Below are 18,322 nucleotides of genomic sequence, written 5' to 3' on the forward strand. Positions count from 1 at the left end.
TGCTATCTTCACGGCTATTATCACCTCTAGCAGTCTATGGCAAAACTACCATAAGCAATATTTTTCGTCACCATGTCAAGAAATCAAAATACATGGGAGCTAACCAACTTGGTGAAAATTTTATTACATCATTTATATTAACCCCTATTTCCTCCAGATCGATAATTGAGAGATTATTTTCCCACTGAATTCCCAGCAGTTAGCTAAAATTTAATTAAGTTTAGCGATCCAGGCTGCAACCGACAACACCAATCGCTGATAAGATCGAAGTTTTCCGGCATTCTCAACAACATCATGGGTAACATTTTCGGACATTTATTTCGGATCACTACATTTGGTGAATCTCATGGCGGTGGAGTCGGAGTAGTCATCGACGGTTGTCCGCCGCAACTCGAAATCACTCCCGCAGAAATTCAACAAGAATTAGACAGAAGAAGACCAGGACAAAGCAAAATCACCACCCCTCGTAAAGAAGCTGACAGCTGCGAAATTCTTTCCGGTGTTTTTGAAGATAAAACATTAGGAACATCTATCACAATTTTGGTAAAAAATCAAGATACCCGACCCCAAGATTATGATGAAATGGCAGTAAAGTATCGTCCATCCCATGCCGATGCCACTTACGATGCGAAATACGGAATTCGCAACTGGCAAGGTGGGGGGCGATCGTCAGCCCGTGAGACAATCGGGAGAGTAGCAGCGGGAGCGATCGCTAAAAAAATCCTTAAACAAATCGCCAACATTGAAATCATCGGTTACGTTAAGCGCATCAAAGATCTTGAAGGAATCGTTGACCCCAACACAGTAACGATGGAACAAGTAGAAAGTAACATCGTGCGCTGTCCTGACTCCGAATGTGCCGATCGGATGATCGAACTAATTGAGGAAATTCGACGGCAAGGCGACTCGATCGGAGGTGTAGTTGAATGTGTTGCTCGCCACATTCCTCCCGGATTAGGTGAGCCAGTATTCGATAAACTAGAAGCAGACTTAGCTAAAGCTGTGATGTCCTTACCAGCCAGTAAAGGATTTGAAATTGGTTCGGGCTTTGCTGGTACTTTACTAACAGGCAGCGAACACAACGACGAATTTTATACTGACGCAGAAGGTCACATCCGAACCGTTACCAACCGATCGGGCGGTATTCAGGGTGGCATTTCCAACGGTGAAAATATCATCATCCGAGTAGCGTTTAAACCAACTGCTACGATCCGAAAAGAACAGCGTACTGTAACCCGTGAAGGAGAAGCAACCACCTTGGCAGCCAAAGGAAGACATGACCCTTGCGTACTACCTAGAGCAGTGCCTATGGTAGAAGCAATGGTTGCCTTAGTGTTGTGCGATCACCTTCTGCGGCAACAGGGGCAATGCGGCACCTTGAAATTTGAAGCAGCACATGGAAAATAGCCATTCTTCTGACGAATTTTTAGTTCAATTCTGGGGTGTCCGAGGTAGTATCCCAACCCCTGGAAACCAAACTGCGCGTTACGGAGGTAACACCTCCTGTATCGAAATGCGAATTGGTGGCAAACGCCTGATTTTCGATGGCGGTAGCGGCTTGCACGTTTTAGGGAGAGAACTACTCAAAACTATGCCAGTACAAGCATATATGTTCTTTACCCACTACCATTGGGATCATATTCAAGGCGTGCCAATGTTTATCCCAGCTTTTATTGAGGGTAATCATTTTGAAATTTACGGCGCAGTTCCCGATCAAAAGGGTTCGATGGAGCAACATTTTATGGAACGAGTGCTTCATCCCAACTCCCCAGTTCCACTTAAAGGAATGCAGGCAAACATCGAATTTTGTGATATTTGTTGCGGGGATACTATCAAAATTGACGACATTATCATTGAAACAGGCCCCCTGAATCATCCCAATGGTGCAATGGGTTATCGCGTCAACTGGCGAGGACATTCGGTATTTTATTGCACCGATACAGAACATTATCCCGACCATATAGATGAAAATGTCTTGCAATTAGCTGATAATGCTGATTTGCTAATTTACGATTCCATGTATACCGATGAAGAATATCATAATCCCAAATCTCCCAAAGTTGGTTGGGGTCACTCAACTTGGGAAGAAGGAGTAAAAATATCCGAAGCAGCTGGAGTGAAAAGGTTTGTCAAATTTCATCACGAACCCGTTCACAGCGATGAATTTCTCGATAAACTCGCTGAAAAAATTCTCGCTGCTTCTCCTAATGCTGTGTTAGCTAAAGAAGGAATGATTTTAAAAGTAGTTTAGGAGAATTATCACTTACAGGCTAAGAGTTTACAATTTGAAATATTTGCATTCTACATCTATTTTCCCTGGGGATAAGCAGCGATGACTACTACAACCGATCGTTCTCAGAAGCTACCTTTGCCACCCGGAAATTTTGGTTTGCCTTTGCTGGGAGAAACCATTGAGTTTCTCCGCGATCCTGATTTTATGGAAAAGCGTCAAAAGCAACACGGTTCTATTTTTAAAACCCGGATCTTTGGTGCTGATTCCATTGTCATCATTGGAGCCGAGGCAAACCGCTTTATTCTCAGCAACAACCAATATTTTGCTATTAGTTGGCCCCAAAGCACAAAAGTCCTTTTGGGGCCAAATTCTTTATCCTTACAAGAAGGTAGTCAACACCAATCTCGACGCAAATTACTTTCTCATGCTTTCCAACCAAAAGCCTTAGCAGGTTATCTGCCGGGAATGGAAAAAGTTACCCAAGAATATTTACAAAAATGGGAAAGTATTAGCAATTTAACTTGGTATCCCGAACTGAGAAATTACACTTATGATATTGCCAGTACTTTATTGATTGGCACAGAATCAGGTTCTCAAACATCTTTAAGCAAACTGTTTAAAGATTGGTGCGATGGATTATTTACGATTCCGATTCCCTTACCTTGGACTAAATTTGGTCGAGCTTTGCGTTGTCGAAAAGAACTTTTAGCCGAAATTGAAAAGATTGTATTACGCCGCCAAAAGCAACAAGAACCTGGGAAAGATGCACTAGGTTTAATGTTGCAAGCAAGAGATGAAGAAGGCAACGGTTTTAGTTTACCCGAACTTAAAGATCAGGTTTTACTTTTGCTATTTGCCGGACATGAAACTTTAAATTCTGCACTCGGCACTTTCTGTTTATCTTTAGCACAAAATCCTGAAGTCAGGGAAAAACTCCGTGCGGAAATCAGGCAAGTAGTTGGCAATGATTCTTTGACAATGGAACATTTGAAACAGATGAATTATCTGGAAATGGTAATCAAAGAAGTGTTGCGAATTGTTCCTCCTGTAGGTGGGGGTTTCCGTAAAGTGGTCAAATCTTGTGAGTTCAATGGCTATTCTATTCCTGAAGGTTGGGGAGTACTTTATCAAATAGCTAGAACTCACGAAGATGAATCCGTTTATTCTCAACCGGAAAAGTTTGACCCGGAGCGTTTTTCCCCGGAAAGAAATGAGGATAAAAAGCCTTTCAGTTATCTACCTTTTGGCGGTGGAATGCGCGAATGTTTGGGGAAAGCTTTTGCTCAATTGGTGATGAAAGTTTTTGCTGTGTACTTAGTGCGAGATTATAATTGGGAACTTGTACCTGAGCAAAATTTGGAATTGGTAACTATACCAACACCTCATCCCAAAGATAATTTAAAGGTGAGTTTTCATCGCTTGTAAGTATCACAGTTGAGTCAAGTTGTAGGGTGCGTCAGAAACTTAAATGTTGATACGCTCGATCGAATTTTGGTTCTATCAACTAACAAGTTTTGTTTTTAGTGGGATCGGCGATCGCTCCTAAGCTGATACTATTTAAATAGGGAGTTTTGCAGTCTAAACCCCTTGCGGCAAGGGTTTCAGACAAAAAGTTTAAATGCTTACGTTTTTAGTCCACCCAGAAGTCCATTTCCGAGCTAGCAGATAACTTTCTGGGTTGAAGCTATGTTTGATTTTATTAATAAACGATGGGAAAATGAGGTTGATGTAATAATGGCGATCGCTTTCTTCACTTATGAAAAAATATCGCTGGTTAACCTTCTTTTCCCTAATCCTGTGTTCGTTTTTACTTTTTATTAGTTTTACTAGTTGCAGCAATCAAGTTAATTCTGTGAAAAACTTGAAAGCAGGTGCAGGTAAACAAGTAATAGTTTTAGGTGATAGCATTGCTTCCGGTTATGGCGTAGAAGCAAATCAAGCTTTTCCTAGTGTTTTGAGTCAGGAATTAAGTTTACCAATTGTTAATCGAGGCGTGAGTGGTGATACTACTGAAACCGGATTAAAACGCTTACAAACTGATGTAATTGCTGCTGAACCTTGGCTAGTCATTGTTGAACTTGGTGGCAATGATTTTTTAAGGAAATTTCCTAAGCCGGAGACTGAAAAAAACTTACGGCAAATTGTTACTTCGATTCAAGAAAAGTCAGCAATTGTTGTACTTTTGGGCATGAATTTAGGTTTGTTTACTGATGAATATAAAACCCTTTATCAGCGGGTAGCTAAGGAAACTAATGCTTACTTAATTCCTGAAGTTTTAAAAGGAATTTCGGATAATCCTCGTTATCGCCAGCCGGATTTTATTCATCCTAATGCGGAAGGGCATAAATTATTAGCTACTCGCGTTGCTAAAGAACTCAAGCCTTTATTAGCTAAAGCAACTTGGCCTTCTGCTTTAATGCAGTTTCGCTCGCGGAAAAATTAAATTTTGTAACATAAGATTCTGTTTTCTATGGCTACTTCTGCATAGAGATTTGGGGAATTTTATCGGCAATTAAACTTAGAATAGCGAGTAAAAATTTATCCCTTTTCCTTTAGAATAGAGATTTGGCCTTTAATATGTATGCTCCGCATCTACTCCTAATATTTTTAAGGGGTGGTTTCACTGCGGCTTATGTATAAAGTTTCCAGCCGTAAAGTTGAGCTAGCTAATTTAATTTATGACTGAACCGATTCGCTTCCTGATGTGTCCTCCCGACCACTACGATGTGGATTATGTGATTAATCCTTGGATGGAGGGTAATATACACAAGTCTTCTCGCGATCGCGCCGTTGAACAATGGCGAAAACTGCACCACGTCCTCAAGGATCATGCTTTAGTTGATTTGGTTAACCCGGAAAAAGGTTGGCCCGATATGGTATTTACCGCTAACGCAGGTTTAGTATTAGGTAAAAATGTCGTTTTAAGTCGTTTTCATCATAAAGAACGCCAAGGGGAAGAACCACATTTCAAAAAATGGTTTGAAGACCAAGGTTACACAGTTTACGAACTACCAAAAGATTTACCTTTTGAAGGTGCGGGTGATGCTTTACTCGATCGCGAAGGTCGCTGGTTATGGGCGGGTTATGGTTTCCGTTCTGAATTAGATTCTCACCCCTATTTAGCAAAATGGCTAGATATTGAAGTACTTTCTCTGCGCTTAATTGATGAGCGATTCTATCATTTAGATACTTGCTTTTGTCCTTTAGCTGGCGGTTATTTGCTTTACTATCCTTCAGCATTTGATTCCTACTCAAATCGCTTGATTGAAATGCGGGTTGCGCCGGAAAAACGGATTGCGATCGAAGAAGCAGACGCAGTTAACTTTGCTTGTAATGCTGTCAACGTCGATGACGTGGTGGTGATGAACAAAGTAAGTGACAGCTTAAAGCAACGGTTGAAAGAATGTGGTTTTCAAGTAGTAGAAACACCATTAACCGAATTTTTGAAAGCTGGTGGCGCAGCGAAATGTTTGACCTTGCGCGTTACTGAACCAGTGAGAGTGGAAGTTCACAGTTTAGTATCTGTGGAAAGTCGCACTATTCGCTTTGAAGGTCACTTGTTAGATTCCGGTTTAATCAATCGCGCTTTAGACTTAATTGTAGACAATGGTGGCAGTTTCCAAGTTCTCAATTTCCATTTAGGAGAACAACGCCAAAGTACTTCTTCTGCTGATGTAAAAGTCTCTGCTCCAGATCATGAGATCATGGAAGAGATTATGTCTCAGTTGATCGATCTGGGTGCGTTACCTCCGCCGCAAGAAATTTGTGATGTTAATACGGAACCTGTGACTATTCCAGGTGTTGCGCCAGATGACTTTTACGTTACGACGATTTACCCAACGGAAGTGCGGGTACATTGTGAATGGGTGAAGGTACAAAATCAGCGGATGGATGGTGCGATCGCAGTAAACTTTACTCAAGATGGGCCGATCGCAAAATGTAAATTGCTCAGAGATTTGGAAATTGGCGATCATGTAATTGTCGGAGTAGAAGGTATCCGCACAATTCGCAAAACTGAGTCTCGCGAACAAAGAAATACGCAAGAATTTAGCTTTATGGGAGCGGGTGTTTCCAGCGAACGCCGTGTAGAATTGGTGGTGGAACAAATCGCTTGGGAATTGCGCCAAATTCGCGATCAAGGTGGTAAAGTGGTGGTGACAGCAGGGCCAGTGGTGATTCATACTGGTGGTGCAGAACATCTTTCCCGGTTGATTCGGGAAGGTTATGTACAAGCTTTGTTGGGTGGAAATGCGATCGCAGTTCACGACATCGAACAAGCAATGATGGGAACCTCGTTAGGTGTGGATATGAAGCGAGGTGTTGCGGTTCGCGGTGGGCACCGTCATCACTTAAAGGTAATTAACACGATTCGTCGTTACGGAAACATCGCCAAAGCTGTAGAACATGGCGTATTTAAAACTGGGGTAATGTACGAATGTGTTCGCAGCAATGTACCTTTCTGTTTAGCTGGTTCAATTCGCGATGATGGCCCTTTACCAGATACAGAAATGGATTTGATTAAGGCACAACAAGAGTATGCCAGATTGTTGCAAGGTGCTGACATGATTTTAATGCTTTCTTCCATGTTGCACTCGATCGGTGTGGGTAATATGACACCTGCGGGCGTAAAAATGGTTTGTGTGGATATTAACCCAGCGGTTGTTACTAAGTTAAGCGATCGGGGTTCTATTGAATCGATCGGCGTTGTTACCGATGTGGGATTATTCCTCAGTTTGTTAACCAAACAATTGGATAAATTAACTAGTCCTTATCACATCGCTAAAACTGTTTAATTAAGTCCAATCTTTTAAATATTTCAGCTGCCCTAAATGTTAAATTTAGGGCAGCTTTTTTATTAAATTTGTCTCTGGTTTACCTCAAAAAATTTAACTTTAATTGGGTGGATGCCAACCAGCTTTAACCCAATTTTGACGCACAATAACAGCCAAATTATTATTTAATGGTAATAAAGGTATTTTTAATCCTCGATGAACTGCTTCAGCTAATCCGGCTGATTTTCTTAATTGTCCTATTTGATAAATTGACATTAAAACTAAAAGTTCGTAACGTTCTGCTTCCGTCAATCCAGCATTTTTTCCCTTAGCTTGGAGTTCTCCAAGACGTTGGTTTTGTGCCTCCTCCATTTTTAAGTTAGCTAACTCGATTACTTCTTGATTTGAAAGCTGAGAAACTTCTGAATCAATATTGATTTCTGAAAGATTACTAAAGGTAGGTAAAAGGATTTCTAGCGTATCAGCTAATACTTCTGATATATTTCGTGATGTTGCTTCTCCAAGACGTTGGACAGATGCCACTACACTTTCGGGTAAGTTAATAGTTATTGTGACAGTCATTATGATGGAGTAATAGATTTTGTATATATTATTATAGTTAGTTTGTTAGGTGTTAACAAGCGATCGGTCTATTATTTGCCAAAGCGAAATTTAGAACTTTTACCAAAACTTTTTTTGTTAGTAGGTTTATATAGTGACAAAATGGCACTAAAATAGTTAGACTCATAGTATAAAAGAGAGAAAAAGTCTATGAGTCAACAAAAGCAAAAAGAGGTGCGAGTAACAGCCAGAGTATCAGCGAAAGTCAGAGAAACCTTGCAGGAAGCTGCTGAATTATCAGGATCAACCTTAAACCAATTTGTCGTGCAAGCGGCTTTAAAGGAAGCGCAAAAAATATTAGAAGAACAAAGGGTTATTGAGCTATCTAATGCCGATGCCGATCGCATCTTCGAGTTACTGGAGAATCCCCCAAAAGCATCGGAGAAACTAAAAGCCGCCTTTGAAAAACACGCTATTTTTTTCCGTGAAAATCATTGAATTACTCACAAAAACACATAATCGGACGGACTTTGATTGCGGAAATGAGGTTCTCAATCGTTACTTGCAGCAAACAGCGCGGCAACATCAGCAAAAAGGAATAGCGCGGACATGGGTATTAATTGATAGCGAACAGCCTTCAACTATCATCGGCTATCTGAGTTTAACGCTATGCGAAATTCGCGGCGAAAACTTGCCAGAAAGATGGGTGAAAAAGTATCCCCAGAAAGTACCAGGAATCAAATTAGCTCGTTTGGCTGTCGATCGAAAGTGGCAAAGAACGGGAATTGGAGAAATTCTCATGATAGAGGCAATGAGGAAGGCGTTCGTTGTCGCTGAAACAGCAGGAGGTATAGGATTATTTGTTGATGCTAAAGATGAGAAAGCCAAAAACTACTATTCACGCTATGGATTTGAAAGTTTAGAAAATTCAGAGTTAGAAATGTTCCTGCCTCTCAGTACCATTGAACCGCTGATTCAAGGAGAGAAGGAAAATTCATAAAGCTAAAGGTTTTTTATTATCTACAATTAGTTTGGGATAAATAATTTATTCCCAAAAAAATAGCTGCGATCGTTCCTGATACCCGAATTTCTCCTTGATTAATTTTAGTCATTACTCGATCGATCGGGATTAACACAACTTCCACATCTTCTGTAAGATCTAGGTTTTGTTTTCCGGTTAAATGTACATTCTTTGCCAAAAATAAGTGAATTTTATTTGTATCTTTAATCGGATTATCATACAAACTTTCTAATTTAATCAACTCTTCTGCAACATAACCTGTTTCTTCTTCTAGTTCTCTTCGCGCCGCAACTTCCGCATCTTCTATTTCTGAATCGAGTCTTCCTGCTGGAAGTTCTAACAAAATTTCCTCCGTCGCGTGTCGATATTGGCGCACAAACACAATTTCTTGATTTTCAGTAACCGGGAAAATTAAAACAATATCTGGACGAACAAAAACGAAAAAATCATCAATGATTTCCCCTTTCGGCAATTCTACTTCATCTTGCCGAATTGTTACCCATTTGTTATTAAAAACAAGTTTCGATTTAAGAATTTTCCATTTTTTAATCATTAGATTCTTGGGAAAAGTCCAAAATATTGTTTTTTAACCACAGATGAACACAGATGAATTTAAAAGTTGTTTCCCAGTCCCCAGTCCCCAGTCCCCAATCCCCAATCCCCAATCACTGCTTAAACCATTCAGTAATTCCATCTGCTAATATTGCAGCTAATTTACTTTGTTCTTGGGGATTTGTTGCCCATTCAAATTCAAAAGGGTTGCTCATAAAACCTAATTCTAACAATACTGAAGGGGCGGAATGTGGGCGAGTTAATGCAAGGTTATTCCAAAAGACTCCGTAGGAAGGACGGTTTAATTTTTGCACCATATATTTTTGCAAAAATACTGCTAAACTATGGGCTTGTGGGTGATACCAAAAAGTTCCCACACCTTTAGTATTAAAAGCATCGCCATAGTCGGGTAGGGAATTATAATGTATGGAAAGTGCGATCGCAGGTTGTACGCGATCGATCGTCGCCATTCTTTCTTGCAAAGATAGAGTTGAATCATCCTCTCTTGTCATATAAACTGTCGCACCTCTAGCAACAAGTTCATCCCGTAATAACCGAGATACACTCAAATTAACATCTTTTTCTAAATAACCATTTGGCCCCGCTGCCCCTGGTTCTTTCCCGCCATGTCCGGGATCTAATAAAATAGTAATACCCGCCAAAGGTTTCCCTATTTCTCCTTTCATTCCTCCGGTTTCTGAAGATGTTGTAGAGGAAGTTGTTGGCGAATGTCTTAAGGTTAAAACTAAACTTGTTCCCTCATATTTTAGTTGATAACCCCATTGTTGTCCTGACTTTAAATTAAAGGTATACTGCACTTGATTTGGCGCGACTTGTTGCCAATCTAATCGGGAAATTAACGGGTTATCATCGAGGCGAATAATGTCAGTTTGGGCGGTGGTGTTGTAAAGTGTTAAGGTGAAAGTGCGATCGCCTTGTTGCACGCTTACCGGAACCGGAACTTGTAAGGGGAAAATCACCTGAGTTGCACCTGGAATTTCTCGCGCACTTACGCTGCGAATAATCGATTTTGGTGGTACACTCGCTCTAGAAACTTGCACTTCTGCGGCTTTAATCCAAGCACCATAATCTAATCTTACCCATTCACCTTCTCTACCAGTTATTGTTGCTAACGTGCCTTTTGGTAAAGGTGTTAAACGCGAGTGATCGGTACTTGGCCCAGTCCGGGCAACCCCAGCATCCACAATCACTTCAGCTATTTCTAAATCTGTGGGTGTTAATATAGAAACTTTGCCTTGACCGACTTGCGATATAGTATTTCCATTAGCGGTTAATTGAAATTCAGGAAAACCTAATTCTCCTGCTTCCGAAGCTACCGCACAACCTTCATATTTACTAATCGGATTTAAGCCCCCCTTATCAAGGGGGGTTGGGGGGATCGGTTGATTTTGGTCGGCTAAAACTGCTAAATTAGAAGGCAATTCTACCTTTTTTCCTTGAGGATATAAGGGGATATTTTGATTGCTTAGTTTAACTGAAACTGTGGCGTTTGTGGGTGCGATCGCACTAAAACAAATTAACTCCCCTGGTAATCTAGCAATATCGATCGCAGGTGACAAAGAACCTTCCGCAAAACCTAACCCATTTGGTAAACTTGCTTGTCGAGAAATCCGATTAACTTTAATCACCCGTTCTTGATTTTGATAACGGAAGATAAAGATATTTTCGCCCATCTTTAAAGAAAATCTCGGCGCAAAATGTCCCGCCGGACTTCTTTCAATAGGTTGCCCATTTACTAATACATTTCCGCCAGGAGGTGCAGAACCTAAAAAGAACATTCTATCCGAAGAAGTTTGATATTCAGTCCGTGAAGGAAACGCAATAACTAATGATTGTTGTGCCACAGTAATCTCTGCAAAGGAGTTAAATGTAGTGAAAGCGATCGCAATTCCTAATCCAGCTAATTTTACAGTTTTTCCCATTGGTTAATGCCGATCCTTAATGATTCTCTAAAATTCTGGTTGGTAGTCCATCAATACTAGTTTGATTCTTCTCCCGCCAATAGTCAAAAATTCCCTGTTCTCCCTTTTTAATCGTCCATTCTTTTAGAGTTTGCCTTTCCTCCTTAAACTCAAAAATTGGCACACCGTAACCGCAAGAAGTTTGCGCCGAATCGATATTTAACACAATAATTTGCCGTTCTCCCGGTAAAGAATCAAATAAACTATAAAACTTTGACCATTCAGCATCTTTCGGACTAACTACTTTTCCCTTGCCATAAAGTCTTAAAATCAAAGGTTTTTCCGTAAAACTGCAAAACATGATGGTGATTCGCCCATTTTCATATAAATGCGCCGCAGTTTCATTGCCACTACCAGTTAAATCTAAATATGCCACAGTTTTGGCATCAATACAGCGAAAAGTATCAATCCCTTTGGGTGACAAATTAATTCGACCAGAATTCGGTGCAGTAGCAGTGAAAAATATCTTTTGTTCGATGATGAATTGACGTAAATTATCATCTAACTCCGAGTAAAATTTAGCCATAAAAAACCTCCGCAGAGAATCAGAAAAAAATTAACTAGAATTAACCGAATAAATCTTTGACAAAAGTGCTATCCTGTGTAAGGGGTTGTAGACCATAATCCCAAAGATTGAGATTGTGGCACAATTAACCGGGTAGGTTGGAAGAACGCTCTCGTTTAAGCATTTTATGGCTAAGTTTGTCTTTGTAACAGGTGGCGTAGTTTCTAGTATTGGCAAAGGAATTGTAGCAGCTAGTTTAGGTCGGTTGCTCAAATCGCGGGATTATTCCGTCTCCATTCTGAAACTAGACCCTTATATTAACGTCGATCCGGGAACAATGAGCCCCTTTCAACATGGGGAAGTTTTTGTTACCGAAGATGGCGCGGAAACAGATTTAGATTTAGGGCACTATGAACGCTTCACCGACACATCAATGTCGCGCCTCAATAGTGTGACTACTGGATCGATATATCAGGCAGTAATTAATAAAGAACGTCGCGGTGATTATATGGGGGGAACGGTACAAGTAATTCCCCATATTACTAATGAAATTAAAGAAAGAATTCGCCGAGTTGCCAAAAATACTAATCCTGATGTAGTAATTACGGAAATTGGGGGAACAGTTGGCGATATTGAATCATTGCCATTTTTAGAAGCAATTCGCCAATTTCGGAAAGATGTGGGACGGCAAAATGTGCTTTATATGCACGTTACTTTAGTGCCTTGGATTGCTTCTGCGGGGGAAATGAAAACTAAACCGACGCAACATTCGGTGAAAGAATTAAGATCGATCGGGATTCAACCAGATATTTTAGTATGTCGTAGCGATCGCCCAATTCCCGCAACACTTAAACATAAACTTTCCGAATTTTGCGACGTACCAGAACAATGCGTGATTGCTTCCATCGACGCGAAAAGTATTTACGAAGTTCCATTACTTTTAGAACAGGAAGGATTAGCCCAACAAGCAATAGAATTATTGCAATTAGAACAGCGTCAACCAGATTTAAGCAATTGGCAAACTTTAGTCGATCGCCTTTACAGTCCAAAAAATAGCATTGAAATTGCCATTGTTGGTAAATACATCCAATTAAGTGATGCTTACTTATCAATGGTAGAAGCATTGCGTCATGCAGCGATCGAACTTTCCCTCGATCTCAACTTAAAATGGGTAAACTCAGAAGATATTGAAGTCGAAGGTGGCGAAAAATATCTGAAAAATGTAGATGGCGTAGTTGTACCCGGAGGCTTTGGCAGTCGCGGTGTAGATGGTAAAATTGCCGCAGTAGAATACGCCCGAAATCATCAAATTCCCTTCTTAGGTTTATGCTTAGGAATGCAATGTTCGGTGATGGAATGGGCTAGAAATGTTGCCGGATTAAAAGATGCCAATAGCGCCGAATTCGATCCGAATACACCTAACCCAGTAATTAACCTTTTGCCCGAACAACATGATGTAGTAGACTTGGGTGGCACCATGAGATTAGGGCTTTATCCTTGTCGATTAGCACCTAATACTTTAGCCAAACGTCTCTATGAAAAAGAAGTAGTTTATGAACGCCATCGTCATAGGTACGAATTCAATAATGCCTATCGCAATCTATTTTTAGAAAATGGCTATGCGATCAGCGGAACTTCACCCGATGGCAGATTAGTAGAAATTGTCGAACTTCCCAGTCATCCCTTCTTTATTGCTACCCAATTCCACCCAGAATTTCAATCTCGTCCCAGCACACCTCACCCATTGTTTAAAGGCTTAATTCAAGCAGCTTTTAACAAAGCTAAATCTGGAGAAAGTGCAACTTCTACAACTAGCCAAAGAATCGCTATTTCACCCGGAATAAATATTTCCGAACAAGTGATAGTTGCTGATGCTGATAGAGATCCTATTTTGAATGCCACAACAGAAGTAAAATACTAAACCATGCAAAATGGAAAACTTCAATGAAGAAAGGCTGGAAGAAATAAAGTAAAAGGTGAAAAGGGAAAGGTGAAAGAGAAAATACTTTTTTACCTCTTTCCCTCTCATTCATCAGTGAAGTGAATTAAAAATCAAAAATCTACACTAGCTTAATTCCTTGATTCTCAGCCAAACAAATTTATACGGCTTTCATTTAAAAGCGAGTGAATAGAGGAAATAGCGATCGCGAGGATGAATTTCTGTGGCATATTGGATTAAATTTAGTTACGACAGGAAAGAGTATATAGTAGACCTAGATCGTGTTAGTGGTTTTGCTTACGAACCAAACGCGAGAATTACCTTTTGGCTACCAGATAGCGCCTATCCCATTGTGATTAACCCCCAGGCGCACCCAGAAGTACATAAAAGCTTACTCACCTACATTCAGCACGTTACCGAAATAGCTTTCGAGGCATACTGGGTAAAAATTGACTACGAAAGTAAACAGTTTTTAATTAATCTCAAAAAAATTGGTGCTTTTTCCTCGGAACAAAACGGTAGAATTACTTTTTGGTTGCCAGATAGTACCGTACCTATTGTGATTCATCCTATCACTAACTCAGAAGCATACCAAAAAATCCAAAGTTATATTAAACAATCCACTGGTATATCTTTACCTGAGTAATTATTTAAAAGTAGGGGCGAAGCATTTCGGTAGTAAATCTCTGTTTCTAATCAATAACTTATCTACCGAAATGCTTCGCCCTTTTCACAGCCAACAATAACTTATCTACCGGAATGCCTCGCCCTTTTCACAGCCCAAGAGAGGACTAATAAGTAAGTGTAAATAATAATAGTTATTTAAGAATGGGGTGGGCATCTTGCCCGCCTAGTTTTACTTTATTTATATCTACCTACTTAAATGATATGTAGCGTTTCTCGTTTGGATGCGGTACATTTGGGGGCGGGTTTTGATTGGTATATCTTTCACGCAGCAAGGATTTCAGCTAAACCCGCCCCTACAATATGTATACCTTACTGTTATGAGAACTGCTCTAAATCCCTCACAACTAACCTTGATTATTTAGCATTTGCCATGCTAACTTTGCTGCACCTACCATTCCCGCTTGGTTGCCTAATTCTGCTAATACAAGTTGTAAACCTGTGCGAGAAATCGGTAAAACTCTTCGTTCAATTTCCGCTAAAACTGCGGGAAAGAAAAACTTAGCACTGGCGCTAACTCCCCCACCAATTATAATTGCTTCTGGAGTGAGAATATAAATTAAACTTGCTAAACCTACACCTAAATTTTTACCGTAATTTTGCCAAAATTCCAAAGCTTTGCGATCGCCTTTTTCCGCTAATTCCCCTAACTCTAAAGGTTCCAAACCTGTGAGGCGGCGAATAGCTTGCACTGACACATATTGTTCCAAAGAACCATCATTTCCACTATTACATTTTGGCCCTTCAGGATTCAAACTAATTAACCCTAATTCCCCAGCTGCACCTTGATGTCCTGTAAATAATTTGCCATCTAAAATAATAGCGCCGCCAACTCCCGTTCCCAAAGTTAATAATATTAAATTGCGAAAATTTCGTCCTGCGCCTAACCAAGCTTCCCCCAAAGCGGCACAATTTGCATCATTAGCAATAATGGTGGGTAAACCTGTTTCTTTTTCCAATAATTCAGCTAAAGGAATATCGTTCCAACCTGCTAAGTTAATCGCAATTTTAGCAATTTTTCCCGCTGCATCAGTTGGCCCTGGAGTACCGATCCCGATCGCTTTTACCCCCGCATTTCTCAAAGGTTTTATTGCTGCTACCAATGCTTGAATTACTGCTTCTGGTGTTGCAGGTTGCGGTGTCAGTACAGTTAAAAATTCCTCACATTTACCATCTTCCAAAAACCGACCTAATTTAATGGCGGTTCCTCCTAAATCTATGCCAATTACTTCTGTTTGCATCTGGTAATTTTAAACTTTTGATTTGATTTTACTTTACCCTTGTCTGCGAGATTTAGGATTAAAAAATTCGCTCAATCCTTCACCTAATAAGGATAATCCTACTACTAATGAGGTTAAGGCTAAACCAGGAAAAAGTGCAGTCCACCAAATACCTGTGGGTAATGCTTCCAAAGCTAATTTTAAATCATGTCCCCATTCTGGTACTTCGTCGGGAAGTCCTAAACCTAAAAATCCCAAACCTCCAAGTATGAGAATAGCATCGGCAGCATTAAGAGTAAATAACACGGGAACGTTTTGAATTACATTTAAAAATAAGTAGCGAGAAAGCACTGTCCAAGTATTTGCACCCATTGCTTGTGCTGCTTCAATAAATAGTTCGTTTTTGACACTAACTGTGTGGTTTCTCACAACTCGATAATATTGAGGAATGTAAGAAATGCTAAGTGCGATCGCCGCATTCACCACCCCTTTACCCACCACAAACGCTAAAGTTACCGACAACAATAACCCTGGCAAAGTGTAAATACTATCCATTAAAAATAACAGAATTCGGTCTAATCTTCCCGCCAAATATCCACTAACTAAACCCAAAGGTACACCGATTGATAAACTTAATACTGTGGCAAGAATTACTACTTGTAAAGCTGCTTGCGTACCAAACAAAGTTCGGGAAAAAACATCGTAACCTTGGTTAGTTGTGCCAAACCAATGTTGCCAAGATGGGGGTTCATTAATCGGATTTTTTAATGATTCAGTGGGATCTTGTAACCATCCCCAAGCTTGAAATGTTGGCGCTAAAATAGCAATTAATACAAAGAATAATGTAATGATAAACCCGATCGCCATTAGTTGCATCGACAAACTATGACCTTGGGAAAATCGGAAAACTTGGGGAAACTTAACTTTTGTTGGAGTCATTGCACCAGGGAAAACAACTTAAATTAAATCATACTTGGTAATGCCTGTTTAATTTCCGCAATTTTATCATGTGCTGGCGTAAAATTTGCGTCAAATGCTAACGCCATTTCCAATGCTGCTAAAGCTTCCTGGGGATGCTGCATTTCCCAATAAGTACAACCTATATTATAAGCAGGATACGTAGTTAAAAAACTCAACTCAAAAGGTTCTCCGATATAATAATTTCCAGTTTGACCTAATTGAAGACATTTTTCAAAATAGGCGATCGCACCCAACGGAAACCCCAAAGACTTCACTATCTCCCCCGCCAAATTATTAATTGGTGGATAATTAGGACACCATTCTAAACCTCTTTGACAAAGAATCCGCGCCGTTTCATAATCTTCTTCCTCAAAATACTTTACTCCTAAAAAATGTAGCAAAGTCGGTATCCAGAAAAAATCTTCAGGTGGATTACCATCGATTAAACTAGGAGATAATTTATCTAGAATTTCTGCATAACATTCCGCCGCTTTCTCATTTTCGCCAATAAGTGTATATTTACGTCCAAGACAATCTAACAACCAGAAATTAAGATGAGATTCCGATCGCATTTGTTCTAAAATCGGAATATTGCGCCTAGCAGCCTTTTCCATTACCTTTTCTGATTCAAGATTGCCATAATGAATAATCTTAACTCCTTCCAACCTACCAAACTTTAAATTTCTTTTATCGGCAAATTGCAACTGTTCATGAAAGCGATTAACATACTTTAAATCAGGCAAATTGCGGAAAATCCGACCATGAAAACCACCAATTACATGAGAAACATTAGCTTCCAACCTGATTAAACCATAAGCATTGACCTCCGAAGTTTCCGCAAGTTCCTGTCGCCAACTCTCACTTTCAACAATTAACTCCTCATCCCCATCTAAAACTAAAATCCAATTCCCATCAGCTAAAGAAAGCGAATAATTCCGCGCCGCCGAAAAATCATCACACCATTGAAAATTACTAACTTTCGCCCCCCAACTCTTCGCAATTTCAACAGTATTATCCTCAGAACCAGTATCAACCACAATCATCTCATCCACAAAAGGTTTAGCACTAGCCAAACAGCGAGGCAAATTCTCTGCTTCATTCTTCACAATCATACACAGAGAAATCAAAGGCTTACTGAAAAACTCCGCCGATTCATTAACCATAATTCCTCAAACTACATCCGTGTTCATCTGTGTTTATCTGTGTTTCATCTGTGGTTAAAAACAACTCTTGCCTCTTTGCCAAAACTCTATTCTGCTGTATAAACAGCCGCCATAATAGTTGGCAAAACAATAACTTGTCCCGGTGCAGCAATAAATTCATCAACAAACTCTTCCAAAAAAACCATCCCAAAAGGACACAGTAAATCCTCAAAAACTTCCGCAGTATATTTGCGAACGTGCTCCGGTTCCTCTTCAGGACCCAGGCAATTATTTGGCACAGCAAAATAAGCCCTTCCCCCCGGACGCAACACGCGAAAAGCCTCTTTTATACAACCCAAATCATCATCAAGATGTTCTAAAATTTCCGTACCAACTACCACATCAAAACTATCATCAGGAAGCGGAATTTCCGGCAAAGTTGCTACCACACCTTTAATTTCTGGAGGTAATTGATCGATCGCCACTTCCGAAATATCCAACGCCGTCACATTATTACCAAACTCCGCCAACTTCCGCGCCAAAATCCCCGAACCACAACCCAATTCTAATACCTCATTTAAATGCCCAACCGCCCAACAAATCCTCCCAAAACACCCAGGATATCGCCGCCAAGTATCAACACCCTCTCGTTGCCAAATTTGATTCCAATAATTTGGTTGCAAATTAACATTAGTTTCCGTCATCTTGTTATAGCCGATCGCTACTCTCTACCCATATTAACCAGAAAATA

General features: G+C 40.1%; 17 protein-coding genes. 9 read left to right on the forward strand and 8 right to left on the reverse strand.

Translation table 11 applies throughout. The annotated features are described in order from the left end of the window. Positions 1–294: 294 nt before the first annotated feature. The 5 genes from aroC to argZ all read left to right on the forward strand — a co-directional run bounded on the left by aroC (position 295) and on the right by argZ (position 7,026). Positions 295–1,407 (forward strand): chorismate synthase, encoded by a 1,113-nt coding sequence (aroC, locus tag ACE1B6_RS09270; RefSeq protein WP_413256971.1) that lies wholly within the window; start codon positions 295–297, stop codon positions 1,405–1,407. Continuing rightward, complete coding sequence (locus tag ACE1B6_RS09275) at positions 1,397–2,251, forward strand: MBL fold metallo-hydrolase (protein ID WP_413256972.1); 855 nt, start codon at positions 1,397–1,399, stop codon at positions 2,249–2,251. The genes aroC and ACE1B6_RS09275 overlap by 11 nt, the downstream gene beginning before the upstream one ends. 81 nt (positions 2,252–2,332) lie before the next feature. Then, complete coding sequence (locus ACE1B6_RS09280) at positions 2,333–3,658, forward strand: cytochrome P450 (RefSeq protein WP_413256973.1); 1,326 nt, start codon at positions 2,333–2,335, stop codon at positions 3,656–3,658. 427 nt (positions 3,659–4,085) lie between these two features. Beyond that, complete coding sequence (locus ACE1B6_RS09285; RefSeq protein ID WP_413256974.1) at positions 4,086–4,676, forward strand: arylesterase; 591 nt, start codon at positions 4,086–4,088, stop codon at positions 4,674–4,676. 235 nt (positions 4,677–4,911) lie between these two features. Further along, complete coding sequence (gene argZ / locus ACE1B6_RS09290) at positions 4,912–7,026, forward strand: bifunctional arginine dihydrolase/ornithine cyclodeaminase (RefSeq protein WP_413256975.1); 2,115 nt, start codon at positions 4,912–4,914, stop codon at positions 7,024–7,026. A gap of 99 nt (positions 7,027–7,125) precedes the next feature. Here the strand turns inward: argZ and ACE1B6_RS09295 are convergent, their stop codons facing one another. After that, entirely contained in the window at positions 7,126–7,587 is a 462-nt protein-coding gene (locus ACE1B6_RS09295; protein ID WP_413256976.1) for a hypothetical protein, read from the reverse strand. Between the two features lie 189 nt (positions 7,588–7,776). Between ACE1B6_RS09295 and ACE1B6_RS09300 the strand changes: the two genes are divergently transcribed. Together ACE1B6_RS09300 and ACE1B6_RS09305 are read left to right on the forward strand one after the other, a co-directional pair. Beyond that, a complete protein-coding gene (locus ACE1B6_RS09300) occupies positions 7,777–8,064 on the forward strand; it encodes a type II toxin-antitoxin system TacA family antitoxin (RefSeq protein WP_413256977.1) in 288 nt (95 codons plus the stop codon). Next, positions 8,051–8,566 carry a GNAT family N-acetyltransferase gene (locus ACE1B6_RS09305; RefSeq protein ID WP_413256978.1) on the forward strand — a complete coding sequence of 172 codons (516 nt, stop codon included), beginning with the start codon at positions 8,051–8,053 and terminating at the stop codon, positions 8,564–8,566. The genes ACE1B6_RS09300 and ACE1B6_RS09305 overlap by 14 nt, the downstream gene beginning before the upstream one ends. A gap of 16 nt (positions 8,567–8,582) precedes the next feature. Here ACE1B6_RS09305 and ACE1B6_RS09310 read toward each other — a convergent pair whose 3' ends face one another. The 3 genes from ACE1B6_RS09310 to ACE1B6_RS09320 all read right to left on the reverse strand — a co-directional run bounded on the left by ACE1B6_RS09310 (position 8,583) and on the right by ACE1B6_RS09320 (position 11,647). After that, the gene (locus ACE1B6_RS09310; RefSeq protein WP_413256979.1) at positions 8,583–9,140 is read right to left on the reverse strand and encodes an NUDIX hydrolase; all 558 of its coding nucleotides are present in this window, start codon (positions 9,138–9,140) and stop codon (positions 8,583–8,585) included. Positions 9,141–9,252: 112 nt separating this feature from the next. Then, positions 9,253–11,082: an N-acetylmuramoyl-L-alanine amidase gene (locus ACE1B6_RS09315; RefSeq protein ID WP_413256980.1), complete on the reverse strand. Its 1,830-nt coding sequence runs from the start codon at positions 11,080–11,082 to the stop codon at positions 9,253–9,255. Between the two features lie 16 nt (positions 11,083–11,098). Then, positions 11,099–11,647 carry a pyridoxamine 5'-phosphate oxidase family protein gene (locus ACE1B6_RS09320; protein ID WP_413256981.1) on the reverse strand — a complete coding sequence of 183 codons (549 nt, stop codon included), beginning with the start codon at positions 11,645–11,647 and terminating at the stop codon, positions 11,099–11,101. Between the two features lie 166 nt (positions 11,648–11,813). Between ACE1B6_RS09320 and ACE1B6_RS09325 the strand changes: the two genes are divergently transcribed. Further along, a complete protein-coding gene (locus ACE1B6_RS09325; protein ID WP_413256982.1) occupies positions 11,814–13,547 on the forward strand; it encodes a CTP synthase in 1,734 nt (577 codons plus the stop codon). 241 nt (positions 13,548–13,788) lie between these two features. Further along, a complete protein-coding gene (locus ACE1B6_RS09330) occupies positions 13,789–14,211 on the forward strand; it encodes a hypothetical protein (RefSeq protein WP_413256983.1) in 423 nt (140 codons plus the stop codon). A 385-nt stretch (positions 14,212–14,596) separates the two neighbouring features. Here the strand turns inward: ACE1B6_RS09330 and ACE1B6_RS09335 are convergent, their stop codons facing one another. From ACE1B6_RS09335 to ACE1B6_RS09350, 4 genes are all read right to left on the reverse strand, one after another. Beyond that, the gene (locus ACE1B6_RS09335) at positions 14,597–15,490 is read right to left on the reverse strand and encodes an ROK family protein (protein ID WP_413256984.1); all 894 of its coding nucleotides are present in this window, start codon (positions 15,488–15,490) and stop codon (positions 14,597–14,599) included. Between the two features lie 33 nt (positions 15,491–15,523). Next, on the reverse strand, positions 15,524–16,408 hold the full coding sequence (locus ACE1B6_RS09340) for an ABC transporter permease (RefSeq protein ID WP_413256985.1): 885 nt from the start codon (positions 16,406–16,408) through the stop codon (positions 15,524–15,526). A 23-nt stretch (positions 16,409–16,431) separates the two neighbouring features. Next, a complete protein-coding gene (locus ACE1B6_RS09345) occupies positions 16,432–17,592 on the reverse strand; it encodes a glycosyltransferase (protein ID WP_413256986.1) in 1,161 nt (386 codons plus the stop codon). 86 nt (positions 17,593–17,678) lie between these two features. Beyond that, positions 17,679–18,275, reverse strand: a complete 597-nt coding sequence (locus tag ACE1B6_RS09350) for a class I SAM-dependent methyltransferase (RefSeq protein ID WP_413256987.1) — start codon at positions 18,273–18,275, stop codon at positions 17,679–17,681. Between the last annotated feature and the right edge of the window lie 47 nt (positions 18,276–18,322).

The sequence above is a fragment of the Floridaenema fluviatile BLCC-F154 genome (genome assembly GCF_041929135.1).
Lineage (GTDB): Bacteria > Cyanobacteriota > Cyanobacteriia > Cyanobacteriales > Aerosakkonemataceae > Floridanema > Floridanema fluviatile.